This window comes from Streptomyces sp. NPDC051207, assembly GCF_040682395.1.
Classification (GTDB): domain Bacteria; phylum Actinomycetota; class Actinomycetes; order Streptomycetales; family Streptomycetaceae; genus Streptomyces.
On sequence record NZ_JBFBAX010000026.1, the window covers coordinates 79,894 to 92,633 of the forward strand.

Sequence of the window (12,740 nt, forward strand, 5' to 3'; positions counted from 1 at the left end):
CCGCCTGCCGAAGCTCGTACACCCGAGCAGCGGCGGGCGGCCCCCACCGCACGGCCGCCTCCGCTCAGCCCTGTGGGCGGACGTGAAGGTCCAGGCCGGTCGTGCCCGGGGTTTCCGTGCCCGGGAGCAGCCTCATGTCGTGGTCGTAGTCGCCGCCGTCGAGCGTGCGGTACGGGATCGGGTCGTCCGTGAAGAGGCCGTCGAGCCGGTGGCCGTAGGCCCGGGTGGCGGCGGCGAACTCCCGCTGGGGCAGGCCGACCGTGCCGTACACCGCGAACGGGACGAGCGGTGCCATGCCGGTGAACCAGAACAGGCCGTGCTGCAGGGGGTGCAGGACGTCCGTGAGGTCGCCGTGGACGCCCCGGTCGGAGAACGCCGACTGCCGGGCGCCGACCGTCGTCGACAGCAGTGCGCGCCGCCCGCCCAGCGCGCCCTCGGTGTACGGCGGGGGCACGGAGGGGCCGTACGCGAATCCGTTGGTGAACACTCGGTCGATCCAGCCCTTGAGGATCGCCGGTACGGAGAACCACCACATCGGGAACTGCAGGATCACCGCGTCCGACCAGCGCACCTTCTCCTGCTCGGCCGCCACGTCCGCGGTGAGCCGGCCCGTCAGGGTGGCGCGCTCCTGCCCGGCCAGTACGTCGAGGCGTCCGTCCGGGGTGTGGTCGGGGAAGTCGTCGGCGTCCACCGTCGCCTTCCACTTCATCGCGTACAGGTCGGACACCCGCACCTCGTGCCCCGCCGACCTCAGGTGCTCCACCGCGAAGTCGGCCAACGCGGCGTTGAGTGAACGGCGTTCGGGGTGGGCGCTGACGACAAGGATCTTCTTCCGCTGCTGCGGCACGGCTTCGGTCATGAGGCAACGCTCTCCCGCACGCGCGGGATGAGCCAGCACCCTCTTCGACCGTCGGAACGGCGGTCCTGGTACTGCCGGAGCCACCCATACTGGAGACCATGAACGGCGTTGAGGAGAGCGAGCACAGAGACGGTGGGGCCGGAGACGGCGTCTCCCCCGTCGGCCTCATCGACGGCGTCGGTGACACCCGGCGTGCCCTCGGCGGCTTTCTGCGGGCCCGCAGGGGGCGCGTCGCACCGGAGCACGTCGGTATCTCCGGTGGTGGCCGACGCCGGGTGCGGGGGCTGCGGCGCGAGGAGCTGGCTCAGCTCGCCGGGATCAGCGTGGACTACTACGTACGGCTGGAGCAGGGCCGCGCCACGCAGCCGTCGCGCGAGGTCCTCGACGCGCTCGCCCGGGCGCTCGGCCTGGACGAGGCCGAGCGCGCGCACCTCGACACACTGGCCGGGGCCCGCCGCGCGCCCGCGCCCGAGGCCCGGGTCGGACCCGTGCTCCGGCGGATCCTGGACGCGATGTCCGGCCTCCCGGTGTTCGCCACGAACCACCGGCTCGACGTCGTCGCCTGGAACGGCCTGGGCGCCGAACTGATGGGTGGCCTCGGCGACCCGGGCCGCCGCGACCGGAACAACGCCAGGTTCCTCTTCCTGGATCCCGCGTCCCGGTTCGTCCACCCCGAGTGGGAGGGCAGGGCGGCCGAGGCCGTGGGCCAGCTGCGGGTGTCCGCGGGGCGCTACCCCGACGACACGGAACTGGCCGCCCTCATCACCGAACTGTCCCGGCGCAGCGCCGAGTTCCGGCGGATCTGGGCCACCGGTGAGGTCGTGATGTGCGCGGCGGGGCGCAAACGGCTGCGGCATCCGCGGACCGGGCTGCTCACCCTCGACTTCGAGACCCTGCACGTCCCGGCCGCGCCCGGCGAGACGGGCCTGGTGGTGCACGTGTTCAGCGCCGAGGAGGGCAGCAGGGAGGCCGCGGCCCTCGCTCGGCTGGTCTGAGGAGACGGCCGGTGGTGCCCCGGGCCGGGCGCGGTGTTCCCCGCCGCGGTCGTCGCCGCCTCCGGCCGGGCGTGGCGTCCGGCAGCCCGGAGAGGCCTACGCCGCCAGGGCTGCCGGTTCTCCCAGTCCCGCTGCCGCCGTCCGCCACGCGGCCGTCACCGCGCCGTGGGCCTGTGCCGTGCGCGCGGCGCGGTCGCCCGTGGGTATGAGCGGGGCGCTCACATGGACGTGCAGACGCGGGCGGCGCAGCGGTGCGGTGGCCACGCCCGCGAGCTGCTTGGCCGTACTGCCCGACGTGATCCGGCGTGCGCCCGCCTGGCCGACCGGCACGACGGGCGCGCCGGTGCGTTCGGCGAGGCGGGCCAGGCCGCTGCGGAACGGATGGGGCGGGGCTTCGGCGGCGTCCTTGCGGTCGGGGATGCCGCCCTCGGCGTAGAGGAGGACGAGGCGTCCGGCGTCCAGTGCGTCGGCGGCGAGGTCGAGGGCGTGGGCGGCGCGCGGGTCGTTGCGGTGCACGGGGATGTGTCCTTCGATGGCAAGAGCGCGCCCGAGGACAGGGACGCGCCACAGGCCGGCGGCGGCCATGACGACCGGCCGGGCGCCGAGACGGTGCAGCGCGGCGAGTACGACGGCGGGGTCGGCGAGCGAGGTGTGGTTCGCGGCGACGATGCTGCCCGGTGCGAGGTCGGCGTCGGCGTCCGTGGTGACGGTGAGGCGGCCGGCGAGGGGCACCAGGACGTCGGCGAGGCGGCTGAGCATGAGGATCTCCCGGTGTCCGGTGGCGACGAGGTGATCCGTATCGTGGCGTGCGGGTGGTCCGGCCGGCCTGAGCGCTCGTACTCACCTTCGCGCGTGCCGGCTACCCAGAACGGTCGACCGGGCCCGGACCGATGGGTTTTCCGGCACTGCTCCGAGGTCTGTCACGGTGAAGGAAGCGAAGGAACCACCCGGACACCCCCACGCGAACGCGCCGGGCAGCGGGCTCGGGCGGCGGCTCGGACGACACACGGGGAGATACGACCGTGAGCGCGACCACGCCGCAGCCCCAGGGCCCCCCCGCCCCGGCCCCCGCACGGCTCACCGGGTCCTCGCCTCGCGCCCCGTGTGGCAGGCCGGCGTGCCGGCCACGCCGGCCGGTGCCGCCGTGACCGCGGTGTTCGCCCTCGTCCCGCGGGGCGCCGGGGTGCCGATGCCGCCGGTGAGCCCCGGTGCGGCGGAGGCCGCGGAGATCCCGGTGGGGGGTTCGCCGGGGGCGTGCTGCTGTGGTCGGTGGCCGGGTACGTCCTCGCCGTGGCGCTCGCCCGGTGGGCCGGGCGTCCTCGCCGTACCTTCGTGGCGGTGACGGTGGCCCTCACCGTCCTGTCTCTCGCGGGTCCCGTCGTCGCCCCGCACACCGCCCTGTCCACCCAGACCGTGCCTGCCGTCTCGCATCCGGTGGCGGCTGCTGGGTGATTCCGCCGCTGGCGCGGCGGCTGCCCGTGCGTCGCGGCTGACGGGCGGCCTCGGTTCCCGCACTGCCGGGAGCTGCGGCAGCTGGTCCGGCCTGTGTCCGGCAGGTCAGACGGCCTGCCGGACACGCCTGTTCTCGGCCGCTCCCCGGGCCGCCTCGCGCTGCTTGCGGCCCCGGCGCGTCGGGCCCCAGGGCTTGAGGATCGAGACCGCCGTCATGAAGAGGTACGCCGACAGGGAGACGATCGGGCCGAACAGGACGTCGCCGGGGTCCGGCAGGGCCTCTCCCCCGGTGGCGGCGGTGACCGCCGCGTTCACTACCGGGCGCAGCGCGAAGGCTGTGGCGGCGGTCGTGGCCAGGGTCAGCCAGAACTTCGTGCACACCCACCGGTGCCTGGCCAGTCCCCAGGGTGTGCCGAGCGCCAGCAGCAGGCCGGAGAGCAGGGTGAGGAGTGCGGCGGGGAGCAGGAGCCAGCCGGCGGAGGCGGACACATGGACGACGAGGGTGGCCCGGCGTGCGGGACGGTTCAGCTTCACGTCACACACGGTGCCGGGCCGGCGCGGCGCGGGCGTCCGGCAGCGGGAGTAACCCCGGCTACTCACGGCGGCGTACGCGGGAGGTGCACCCCACCCGAGTGGTTCGCAATCACTTCCGAAAGTTTCGTTGATTCCAGACCTCTCCCCCGATCGCCATGACGTGCGCTCCGACCGGAGACTTCGAATCGTCCGATGTTGCAGGGACATGAACTGGGAGGATGCCAGCCATGCCGCCAGCACCCTCCGAGAGAACTTTTCGCAACGTCTGCCGAAACTGTTGACAGTCCAACAACTCACTTCAACACTGGCGGCACCGACGCACCCCCCCACACGAGGAGGACGCATGCAGGAGAACGACGCCTCTGCCCGCCGGATCAGCCGCAGGGGATTCCTCGGCGGCACCGGCGCGTTGGCGCTGGCCACCACGTCCGGGCTGATCCTGCCGGGCACCGCGCACGCGGACACGACCATCACCCGGAACCAGACCGGCACGGACAACGGCTTCTACTACTCGTTCTGGACCGACGGCGGCGGCTCCGTCTCCATGACGCTGAGCAGCGGCGGCAACTACCGCACGTCGTGGACCAATTGCGGCAACTTCGTCTGCGGCAAGGGCTGGAGCAACGGCAGCCGCAGGACCGTGCGCTACTCGGGCAGCTTCTACCCGTCCGGCAACGGCTACCTGACTCTCTACGGCTGGACGTCGAACCCGCTCGTCGAGTACTACATCGTCGACAACTGGGGCACCTACCGGCCCACGGGCACGTACAAGGGCACCGTGACGAGCGACGGCGGCACGTACGACATCTACCAGACGACGCGGTACAACGCCCCGTCCGTCGAGGGCACGAAGACGTTCAACCAGTACTGGAGCGTCCGGCAGTCGAAGCGGACCGGCGGGACCATCACCACCGGCAACCACTTCGACGCGTGGTCCCGCGCCGGGATGCGGATGGGCAGCTTCAACTACTACATGATCATGGCCACCGAGGGCTACCAGAGCAGCGGCAACTCGAACATCACCGTCAGCTGAACGTGCAGTGGCGGGGGGGGGGCGCCCCCCCCCCGGGGGCCCCCCCCCCGCGCAACCCACACCCACCCCCGCTGCGGCGGGGGGGGTGGCGCGACGGTCCCCGACCGTCGCGCCACATCGCCGTCGGCGTGGTCAGCCGACGCAGAGCACGAGCAGGCACAGCTCCCTGGGGTCCTTGGTGGCCGGCGGTGTCGTCGGTTCCTCGGTTCCCGGGCCCGGGCTGCCGGCGCCGTCGTTGGCGGGCGGCGGCGTCGGCGTGGGTGTCGGCACCGGCGTGTCCGCCGTGCCCGAACCGTCTGTGGCTCCGGTGCCCGTGGACTCCGTGTGGTCACTGACGGACGACACCGTGGTGGTGCGCTGCTGCGGGGCCGACACCTCCGTCGCGGGAGCCGGGGCGGCCAGGTCCGGACGGCTGATCGACGGCGCGGTGCGGGCCGGACCGTCGGCGTGCCGGCTGGTGCGCTCGGACGCGGGAGGCGTGGGCGTCGAACGCGGCGTCTCGGGTCGCGTCGTCGTCGGGCCGCCGTGCTGCCCGTTCGGCTCCTCCGCGTTGTCGTGGCTCGGGTCGAGCGGCGCGGCGGCGGCACGCGCCCGGTCGCCGGGCTGCTGGTCCATCGCGACCATGGCGACGCTGCCGCTGACGAGGGCGACCGCGGTGGCGACCACGGCCCGGCGCTGGTTCTTCTTCCAGCGCGCCCGCTGGCGGCGCCGCGCGGCACGGCCCTCGGTCACCGGCTGTGCGGCCACGACGTCGTCCGGCTCGTCGCCGGGGTCGCCGTCCTGCCACACCTCGAAGTCACCGGGACCGCTGTCCTGCCACGGGCCGGCGTCACCGGGGCCGCTGTCCTGCCACGTGTCGAAGTCGCCGGGCCCCGTCCCGGCCGCCGCACCCACCGCCGTCGTGACGGTCGAGGCCGGAGCGGCGGGAAGGCAGGCGGCCGGATCGATGTCCGGGGCATAGGCACCGCACCCGGGGCACACCAGGGCCCCGTTGAGGTGCCGCCGACACGAGGAGCAGTAATCCATCTCCGGTCTTCCTGAGTTGACACGCCGTCGGCCCACGGACCGCGGCCCGGTCACGTTCGTATGAAGAATCGAGCGATCAGTAACGGTAACGACGCCCCGGTGACACTGTGTGCAGACCGTGTGAGGCTCCTGCGGGGATCTCCCGGGTGCTCTTGGCGCAGGTCGGCCCCTTGCCGGGGCCGGATTCGCCACCCGTGGACGGGGCGAGTACGGCGGAGCCGCCCCCCGCCACCGCGCCTAGACTCGGCCCATGTCAAGGGAACTCTCGCCTCGGCTGGCGGAGATCGTGGACGCGCTGCCTCTCACGCCCCGGGCGCGGGTCCTGGAGATCGGATGCGGGCCGGGTGCCGCCGCGCGCGCCGTCGCGGCACGGCTCGACACGGGGCACATCCTGGCGATCGACCGTTCCGCCAAGGCGGTCGCCCAGGCAGAGGCCGCCTCCGCGCGCGAGATCGCGTCGGGCCGCATGAGCGTCCGCCAGGCAGCGGTCGAGGACTTCGTACGGGAACCCGGTGAGGGTCCCTTCGACATCGCCTTCGCCGTACGGGTCGGCGCGCTCGACGGCCGCCACCCGGAGGCGGAGCAGCGCGCGCTGGCACGCATCGCCGCCGCGCTCGCACCCGGCGGCCGGCTCTACGTCGACGGCGGCCGTCCGCTGCGGGAGGTGCCGTTGCCGGGCCGGTAGCGACGGCGCGGATCACGCCGGTGGCGGCGCCGGGAGTACGCCGGTGGCGGTGGCCGGGACGCCTCGGTGGCGGAGGCCGGGGACCGCGCCGGTAGCGGACGCGGGAACCAAGCCGGTGGCGGCGGACGGGACCGCCTCGGTGGCGGCGGGCTGAATCGGGCCCGGCCCACAGCGTCCCCGGGCCAGCGCGCGACACCGGTCGGCCGCGGCCTCAGCGGTGCCTTCACACGGGCTCGCGGTCCGACGCGGGCCACACGTAGGGCAGGTCGTCCGGCACGCCCGGGAAGAGACCGGCGTAGGTGTCCGGGTCCTTGCGGACCAGAGCGGACCGGTGGCTGCGGTGGAAGGCGTCGTCACCCAGCCAGGGCGGCAGCTCGTGGCCCGCGGCGAGTTCCCGCTGGTCACGCACCGGCCGGCCCGGACGGTGCACGGCGAGTTCGGCGACGAGTTTCGCCGCACAGCTGTCCTGGTGCCCCAACTCGCGCCAGACCCGGCAGACCTCCAGTCCGTAGCGGACCAGCGCCTCCTCGTAGCCGGTCCACATGCGTACCGCGGGGTGCCGGCGCCAGGCGTAGCCCGGGACGGTGAGGCCGCGCAGCACCTGCAGGGCCTCGACGCGCTGTTTGCCGAGGCGGCGCCGGTCCAGGACGAGCGCCGACTCCCGGAAGCCGGGGTGGGGAAGGAACGTCTGCATGTCGTGGTCCGATCCTGGGGCGCGTCCACCGGTCCTGCGCGGCGGCTGCGGTCGGGGTGTCTCACGGCTCCGGCCGTGCGGTCACGCTGTCGGCCCGGCCTCCGGCGCCGAGCGGGCCGGTGGCGTGCAGGTCCTGTCGGGCATCCGGTTCGGGCAGGGCGTGGCGGGTCGTGCGCAGCACCACGGGCGGCAGGGCCGCGCGGGTCACCTGCGCGAGGCGCAGCCAGCCGGGCACGTAGACCGCCGTACACCGTCGCTCGGCCGCCCGCGTCAGCCGGGCGGCGGCCACCTCCACGGGGTCGACACGGCCGGCCGGGCCCGGCATCCGCACCCGCAGTTCGCGCAGGGCGGCGTACCGCTCGCCGTCGCGGATCATGTCGGTGTCCGTCCAGTTGACGTAGGCGATGCCCACGGCCACCCCGTGGTGTGCCACTTCGGCGCGCAGCGCGTGCGCGAAGGCCTCCACGCCCGCCTTGGAGGCGCAGTAGGCGCTCATCATGGGCACGGCTCCGAGGGAGGCCAGGGAGGCGACCTGGAGGTAGTAGCCCGCCGTCTCGATCAGGTCCGGCAGGAAGGCGCGGGCGGTGTGGGCGCTGCCCGTGAGGTTCACGTCGATCACACGCCGCCACGTCGCCGGGTCGGTGTCGGCGAACGGCCCGGCCGCCGCGATGCCCGCGTTCGCCACCACGGCGGAGGGCCGGCCCAGCCGGGCGCGCACCTCGCCGGCCGCCGCGTCGAGCGCCGTCAGGTCCGTGACGTCGACGTCGAACGCGAGCGCGGGTACGGGCAGCGCGGCCGCCAGCGCGTCCAGGCGGGGTTTTTCGTGGCCGAGCAGGGCGAGCCGGGCGCCGCGCCGCGCGCACTCGTGCGCCAGTGCCGCGCCGAGCCCGCGCGCGGCGCCGGTCACGACGACGGTGCGGTCAAGCAGAGGGCTGTCGCGGTGGTGGTGCACGGGACTGCCGCCGTGGTGCAGCGCACTGCCGCGGTGGCGCAGGGGACCGTCCATCACGTCCACCTGGTCCTTTCCCGGCCCGGCGCGGCGTGGTCGCCGCCTGCGGGCCGCCGCTCGTCACCGGGCCCGGGGTGCCTTCCGGCCGGTCCGGTCGCGGCGCAGCATGGCCCGCTCGAGCCGGACGCGTCCGGGTGGGCGGTGCCGGCGCAGTGCGGCGCGCGCGGCGTTGGCTCCGGGTGCCCCGTGCACGCCGCCTCCCGGGTGGGCCCCGGCCGAGGCGAGGTACAGCCCGGCCAGCGGGGTCTCCGGCCGCCCCGTGCCGGGCAGGGGGCGGAAGAAGAGCTGCTGGTGGATGGCGGTGGTGCCGCCGTTGATCGCGCCGCCGTGCAGGTTGCTGTTCAGCGCCTGGAGCGTCGGCGGGGCCAGGATGCGCCGGGCCCTGATCAGCGAGCGGAATCCGGGCGCGAAGCGCTCCACCTGCCGCTCGACCCGGTCGGCCATGACGTCGGCCTCCCGGGTGTCCCAGGCTCCGGTGAGGCCTTCGTCCCCGGCGTCGGACCGCACCTCGTGGGGGACATGCGTGTAGGCCCACGCCGATTCGGTGCCCCGGGGCGACCGGCTCGCGTCCGAGGTGGTCATCTGGCCGAACAGGGTGAAGGGACGGTCGGGTACCTGCCGCATGGCGATCTGGGCGGCGAACCGGGTCAGCTCGTCGACGCCGTCCGCGAGGTGGACCGTTCCGGCACCCGCCGCCTGCGGCGACCGCCACGGCACGGGGCCGTCGAGCGCCCAGTCGACCTTGAAGGTGGCGCAGTCCCACTGGAAGCGCCGCAGGTCCGCGAGCAGCTGCCCGGGCAGGTCCGCGGGGTCGATCAGCCGGCCGTACAGCGCGGGCACGGACACGTCCGCGAGCACGGCGCGGCCCGCGGAGACCGTCGCGCCGTCGGCCGTGCGGACGGCGACGGCGCGCCCGCCGCGCACGACGACCCGGGTGACCCGCCGCCCGCAGCTCAGCACGCCGCCGCGCGTCCGCAGGCGCCGCACCAGGGCTTCGGTGAGCGCGCCCGAGCCGCCGGCCGGCACCGGAAATCCGTGGGTCTGGCCGAGCATCGACATCAGCCAGCCGAAGCCGCCGCTCCCGGCCGCCTCCGGCGCGAGGTCGGCGTGCAGGGCGTTGCCCGCGAGCAGCAGCCTGCCGCCCTCCCCGCGGAACTCCTCCTCGCCCAGCCTGCGCACCGGCAGCACCAGGGCGCGGGCGAGCCGGAGCCCGCCGGAGCCCCGCAGCCGTACCGCGAGCCGGGCGGTGGCCCTGACCGGCGGGAACGGCGTGAAGAGGGCGTCCAGGAGGTCCGGCTCCAGGCGGGTCCACATGGCGTGCAGGCGGCGCCAGGCGTCCCCGTCCCCGGCGGCGAAGGCGTCGAGGGAGTCGGCGGTCGTGCCGATGCCGCGGTCGAGGACCGCGCACCGGCCGTCGGTGAGCGGGTGGGCCAGCACGTGGGGTGCGTGGCTCCAGCGCAGGCCGTGCTCGTCGAGCCGCAGCCGGGCGAGGACCGGCGACGCGGCGGCGAGCGGGTAGAAGGAGCTGAACAGGTCGCTCACGAAGTCCGGGCTGACCCCGCGGTCGTGGCGGACCGCCCCGCCGGGTTCGGGCTGTTCCTCCAGGACCTCGACGCTCCAGCCGGCGTCCGCCAGGACGTTCGCCGCCACCAAGCCGTTCGGTCCGGCCCCGATGACGACGGCGTCAGGCATGTCCGGCACCTCCCGGGGTCACCAGCCGGTCCGGGTCCGTGCCGTCCGCGGCCCGGTCCGGCCCGTCGGGCGTCTCGCAGAGCCGGGCGAGCCGGGCGAGCATGGCGCGGTGGCGCACCTGGATGAGCGCCTCGATCCCCACGTTGTGCAGCATGCCGCCCACGCCGCGCAGCGGGTGCTCGTCCACGATGATCAGGCAGTGTTCGCCCCAGGGCCGCAGCTCCATGGAGATCCGCGCGGTGCCGAGGATCCCGGCGTGCGCCTCGAGTTCCAGGGCGGAGCCCGCCACGCAGCGTCTGACCACCGTCTGGTTGCCGAGCCGCACGGGGCCGAGGGAGACCTCGTAGGCGATCGCCGCGCCGACCTGCGGCCACTGTCCGCGTTTCGGGTGGGACGCCGCCGCGCCGACCACCCACTCCGCGTACCTGCTGCCGTCCGCGATGACGGACCACACCCGCTGCGGACTTGCCTTGATGAGTCGATGACGCACTGCCACGGGCGTCTCCCTGAGGTCCGTCGTTACAAGACCACCCCTGAGTTCCCTCCAGGCTGCGGCTCAACCGAAGCACCCGCCACGTCCCGGTACGCGGTCCGGGCGGCCGGGGCCGTCAGGCCAGCAGGTCGAGGAGCGCGTTGCCCTTGTCGGTGAGGTGCAGCCGCACCTGCTGGCCCTGACGCTGCCTCAGCAGCAGCCCGGCGTGGGTGAGCTGATCGCAGTGGTACGACGCGGTGCTCACCGACAGGCCGACGTGGCGCGCGGTCTCCGACAGGGACGGCTGCCGCAGGGCGCTGCGCAGGATGCCGGCGCGGGCGCGTCCGAGCAGCAGGGCCAGGCGGTCGGCGTCGGTCGCCGAGGCCGGTGCCGCCGAGGCCAGCACCTGCGCCAGGCCGGGCAGCGGATAGCCGAACCACAGCACGTCGTCGCGCTCCGCGCTGTAGGAGTCCGCCATGTATCCGGAGGCGAGGGGTACCAGTACGACGGGCCGCTTGCCCACGTCGGCGAGGTGGCCGGGGCAGTCGTGGGGCAGCGTGAAGGCGCCGTCGGCGTACCGCACGCGGCCGCCCAGGGAGCCGACGAGCGCGTCGAGGTTTCCGGTCACGGCCGCCAGGCCGACCCGTTCCTGTTCGCGGCGCAGGTGGGGCTCGGCCGCGCGCCACAGCGGGCGGAGGCCTTCCCACACCGCGCTCACCGCGGCGCGGTAGCCGTCCAGGAACTCGCGGGGCCGGGCCGCGGCGGCACGCCAGCGCCGGGCCGGTGTCTCCCCGTACTCCCGGTGCAGGTCGGCGAGGAAGAGGTCCGGGTCCAGCGCGTCCAGTTCCGCCTGTACGGCCGCTTCGCCGCCCGCGCCGAGGTCACGCGTCAGGGACAGGGTGTCGGGGGCCCAGCAGCCGGCGGCGAACACGGTGTGCACGGCCGCCGCGCGCGAGGGCGGCAGGGCCTCGCGCACCAGGGTGCGCAGGGGCGCGGGCACATCGGTCCGCATGCCGGTGAGTACCTTGAACACCAGCGAGAACAGTGTCGCTCCCGGGTGCGGGCTGACGGCGAGTGGTACGCGGTCCAGCCGTCCGACGTGCACTGAGCATCCGCTCATGGATCTTCCCCCGTGTCTCCACGGCGCCGTCGCCGGCGCCGCGCCCCCTTGTCCACCAGTTCCAACTGCTGTGCGCGGCACGGGATTCCGGGGCGGTACGTCGATATTCGGCCGTCTTTCGACCGCCTTTCGGCATCCGGTCCGGGCCCCGGGTCCCGGCCCGCCCCCGGCGTGCCTCCGGGCGCGGCACGGCTCCCTGTCCGGCGTGCCTTCCACGCGCCGGCCCGGAGCCGGTCCGGCTGCCAGACGTGGTCGGGGCCGTGCCCGGCTTTCGAGCAGGTTCGAAAGGCTTCTGCGACGGGAGCGTGTCGGCAAGCATCGGGGGTGCGAGCAGTGCGCTGCGCCTCTGGCGCGCCGCTCCGCGTCCCAGTCACGCGCGACGACGCCGCGCGACGGCCGGGCCCGTGCCGCTCGTGGGTACGGGCGGGCCGGCGCCGCGCGGTGTCGTTCCGACAGGAGGTATCCATCCATGCGCGCACAGCGCTCACTCGTCGGCGTCATCGGCGTCCTCGCCATGATGCTGCTCGCCGCCTTCTCCACGGGTACGGCACAGGCCGCCACCTCCGCCACCGGCAAGGCGGGCGGTCAGGTCCTGGTGGCACCGGCGGCCCCGAAGCACGCCACGGCGCTCTCGGCCCAGCGACTGGCCGCCGCGTCCCCCACGGTCTCACCGGCCGCGAACTACATCCATCGGGCGACCGGTGAGTCGTACACCTGTGCCAGCGGGAACCTCTGCACCGAGGTGTGGGATCCCACCGTGAGCAAGTGGAAGATCTTCTTCCTTTACCACTGCAACAGGTACTCGCTGGCCAACTGGCTGGGCGGCGGCTACTACCACAACTTCCAGACCGGTGGCGCGACCGCCTACTTCTACGACTCCAGCGGCCGTGTCATCACCACCTCGAAGGCCGTGATGAGCGGCTACCAGGACTGGAACCCGGTCTGGTCGATCCGTAACTGCTGACGCGGCACCGGCCGCACCGGCCGGCCCCGGTCGATCACCGACCGGGGCCGGCCCGCACCGCAAGTCTCCTAGGGGGTTCTCTGATGCACACGGTTCGCCGACCCGCAGTGCGGCGTCGGCCGACGCTCGCCCTGGGGCTCGTCGCCCTGCTGACGGCCCTGCTCGCGGCTGTCGCGGCGCCCGCCGGGGCCGCGGCCCCGGCGGG

14 protein-coding genes are annotated in these 12,740 nt (G+C 74.5%); 5 read left to right on the forward strand and 9 right to left on the reverse strand.

The annotated features are described in order from the left end of the window. Nucleotides 1–64: 64 nt before the first annotated feature. Complete coding sequence (locus AB0M97_RS23655) at nt 65–859, reverse strand: NAD(P)H-dependent oxidoreductase (protein ID WP_365962939.1); 795 nt, start codon at nt 857–859, stop codon at nt 65–67. 98 nt (nt 860–957) lie between these two features. On the opposite strand from AB0M97_RS23655, the gene AB0M97_RS23660 reads away from it, so the two are divergent. Beyond that, complete coding sequence (locus tag AB0M97_RS23660) at nt 958–1,854, forward strand: helix-turn-helix transcriptional regulator (protein WP_365962940.1); 897 nt, start codon at nt 958–960, stop codon at nt 1,852–1,854. Between the two features lie 96 nt (nt 1,855–1,950). Here AB0M97_RS23660 and AB0M97_RS23665 read toward each other — a convergent pair whose 3' ends face one another. Next, complete coding sequence (locus tag AB0M97_RS23665) at nt 1,951–2,613, reverse strand: lysophospholipid acyltransferase family protein (protein ID WP_365962941.1); 663 nt, start codon at nt 2,611–2,613, stop codon at nt 1,951–1,953. A 495-nt stretch (nt 2,614–3,108) separates the two neighbouring features. Here AB0M97_RS23665 and AB0M97_RS23670 point away from each other — a divergent pair, with 495 nt between their 5' ends. Beyond that, entirely contained in the window at nt 3,109–3,306 is a 198-nt protein-coding gene (locus AB0M97_RS23670) for a DUF6069 family protein (protein WP_365962942.1), read from the forward strand. Nucleotides 3,307–3,411: 105 nt separating this feature from the next. Here the strand turns inward: AB0M97_RS23670 and AB0M97_RS23675 are convergent, their stop codons facing one another. After that, a complete protein-coding gene (locus AB0M97_RS23675) occupies nt 3,412–3,840 on the reverse strand; it encodes a DUF2269 domain-containing protein (RefSeq protein WP_365962943.1) in 429 nt (142 codons plus the stop codon). Between the two features lie 343 nt (nt 3,841–4,183). On the opposite strand from AB0M97_RS23675, the gene AB0M97_RS23680 reads away from it, so the two are divergent. After that, nucleotides 4,184–4,873, forward strand: a complete 690-nt coding sequence (locus AB0M97_RS23680; protein WP_365962944.1) for a glycoside hydrolase family 11 protein — start codon at nt 4,184–4,186, stop codon at nt 4,871–4,873. Between the two features lie 132 nt (nt 4,874–5,005). Here the strand turns inward: AB0M97_RS23680 and AB0M97_RS23685 are convergent, their stop codons facing one another. Beyond that, complete coding sequence (locus tag AB0M97_RS23685) at nt 5,006–5,899, reverse strand: hypothetical protein (RefSeq protein WP_365962945.1); 894 nt, start codon at nt 5,897–5,899, stop codon at nt 5,006–5,008. Nucleotides 5,900–6,149: 250 nt separating this feature from the next. Between AB0M97_RS23685 and AB0M97_RS23690 the strand changes: the two genes are divergently transcribed. Beyond that, nucleotides 6,150–6,584 (forward strand): methyltransferase domain-containing protein, encoded by a 435-nt coding sequence (locus tag AB0M97_RS23690; RefSeq protein ID WP_365962946.1) that lies wholly within the window; start codon nt 6,150–6,152, stop codon nt 6,582–6,584. A gap of 223 nt (nt 6,585–6,807) precedes the next feature. Here the strand turns inward: AB0M97_RS23690 and AB0M97_RS23695 are convergent, their stop codons facing one another. The 5 genes from AB0M97_RS23695 to AB0M97_RS23715 form a co-directional block, all read right to left on the reverse strand. Beyond that, nucleotides 6,808–7,278 (reverse strand): MSMEG_6728 family protein, encoded by a 471-nt coding sequence (locus AB0M97_RS23695; protein WP_365962947.1) that lies wholly within the window; start codon nt 7,276–7,278, stop codon nt 6,808–6,810. A gap of 61 nt (nt 7,279–7,339) precedes the next feature. Beyond that, nucleotides 7,340–8,287: an SDR family oxidoreductase gene (locus AB0M97_RS23700; protein ID WP_365962948.1), complete on the reverse strand. Its 948-nt coding sequence runs from the start codon at nt 8,285–8,287 to the stop codon at nt 7,340–7,342. A gap of 60 nt (nt 8,288–8,347) precedes the next feature. Continuing rightward, entirely contained in the window at nt 8,348–9,979 is a 1,632-nt protein-coding gene (locus AB0M97_RS23705) for an NAD(P)/FAD-dependent oxidoreductase (RefSeq protein ID WP_365962949.1), read from the reverse strand. Then, nucleotides 9,972–10,475, reverse strand: a complete 504-nt coding sequence (locus AB0M97_RS23710) for an SRPBCC family protein (protein WP_365962950.1) — start codon at nt 10,473–10,475, stop codon at nt 9,972–9,974. Before AB0M97_RS23710 ends, AB0M97_RS23705 begins: the two co-directional genes overlap by 8 nt. A 112-nt stretch (nt 10,476–10,587) precedes the next feature. Beyond that, a complete protein-coding gene (locus AB0M97_RS23715) occupies nt 10,588–11,571 on the reverse strand; it encodes a winged helix-turn-helix domain-containing protein (RefSeq protein ID WP_365962951.1) in 984 nt (327 codons plus the stop codon). A gap of 469 nt (nt 11,572–12,040) precedes the next feature. Between AB0M97_RS23715 and AB0M97_RS23720 the strand changes: the two genes are divergently transcribed. After that, the gene (locus AB0M97_RS23720; RefSeq protein WP_365962952.1) at nt 12,041–12,535 is read left to right on the forward strand and encodes a hypothetical protein; all 495 of its coding nucleotides are present in this window, start codon (nt 12,041–12,043) and stop codon (nt 12,533–12,535) included. Nucleotides 12,536–12,740 lie beyond the last annotated feature (205 nt).

What these genes read in the sequence shown, in the direction of transcription:
- AB0M97_RS23660 (WP_365962940.1), top strand. Translation starts at nt 958, where the DNA reads ATGAACGGCGTTGAGGAGAGCGAGCACAGAGACGGTGGGGCCGGAGAC.
- AB0M97_RS23685 (WP_365962945.1), bottom strand. Translation starts at nt 5,899, where the DNA reads ATGGATTACTGCTCCTCGTGTCGGCGGCACCTCAACGGGGCCCTGGTG.
- AB0M97_RS23690 (WP_365962946.1), top strand. Translation starts at nt 6,150, where the DNA reads ATGTCAAGGGAACTCTCGCCTCGGCTGGCGGAGATCGTGGACGCGCTG.
- AB0M97_RS23715 (WP_365962951.1), bottom strand. Translation starts at nt 11,571, where the DNA reads ATGAGCGGATGCTCAGTGCACGTCGGACGGCTGGACCGCGTACCACTC.
- AB0M97_RS23680 (WP_365962944.1), top strand. Translation starts at nt 4,184, where the DNA reads ATGCAGGAGAACGACGCCTCTGCCCGCCGGATCAGCCGCAGGGGATTC.
- AB0M97_RS23665 (WP_365962941.1), bottom strand. Translation starts at nt 2,613, where the DNA reads ATGCTCAGCCGCCTCGCCGACGTCCTGGTGCCCCTCGCCGGCCGCCTC.
- AB0M97_RS23695 (WP_365962947.1), bottom strand. Translation starts at nt 7,278, where the DNA reads ATGCAGACGTTCCTTCCCCACCCCGGCTTCCGGGAGTCGGCGCTCGTC.
- AB0M97_RS23720 (WP_365962952.1), top strand. Translation starts at nt 12,041, where the DNA reads ATGCGCGCACAGCGCTCACTCGTCGGCGTCATCGGCGTCCTCGCCATG.
- AB0M97_RS23655 (WP_365962939.1), bottom strand. Translation starts at nt 859, where the DNA reads ATGACCGAAGCCGTGCCGCAGCAGCGGAAGAAGATCCTTGTCGTCAGC.
- AB0M97_RS23705 (WP_365962949.1), bottom strand. Translation starts at nt 9,979, where the DNA reads ATGCCTGACGCCGTCGTCATCGGGGCCGGACCGAACGGCTTGGTGGCG.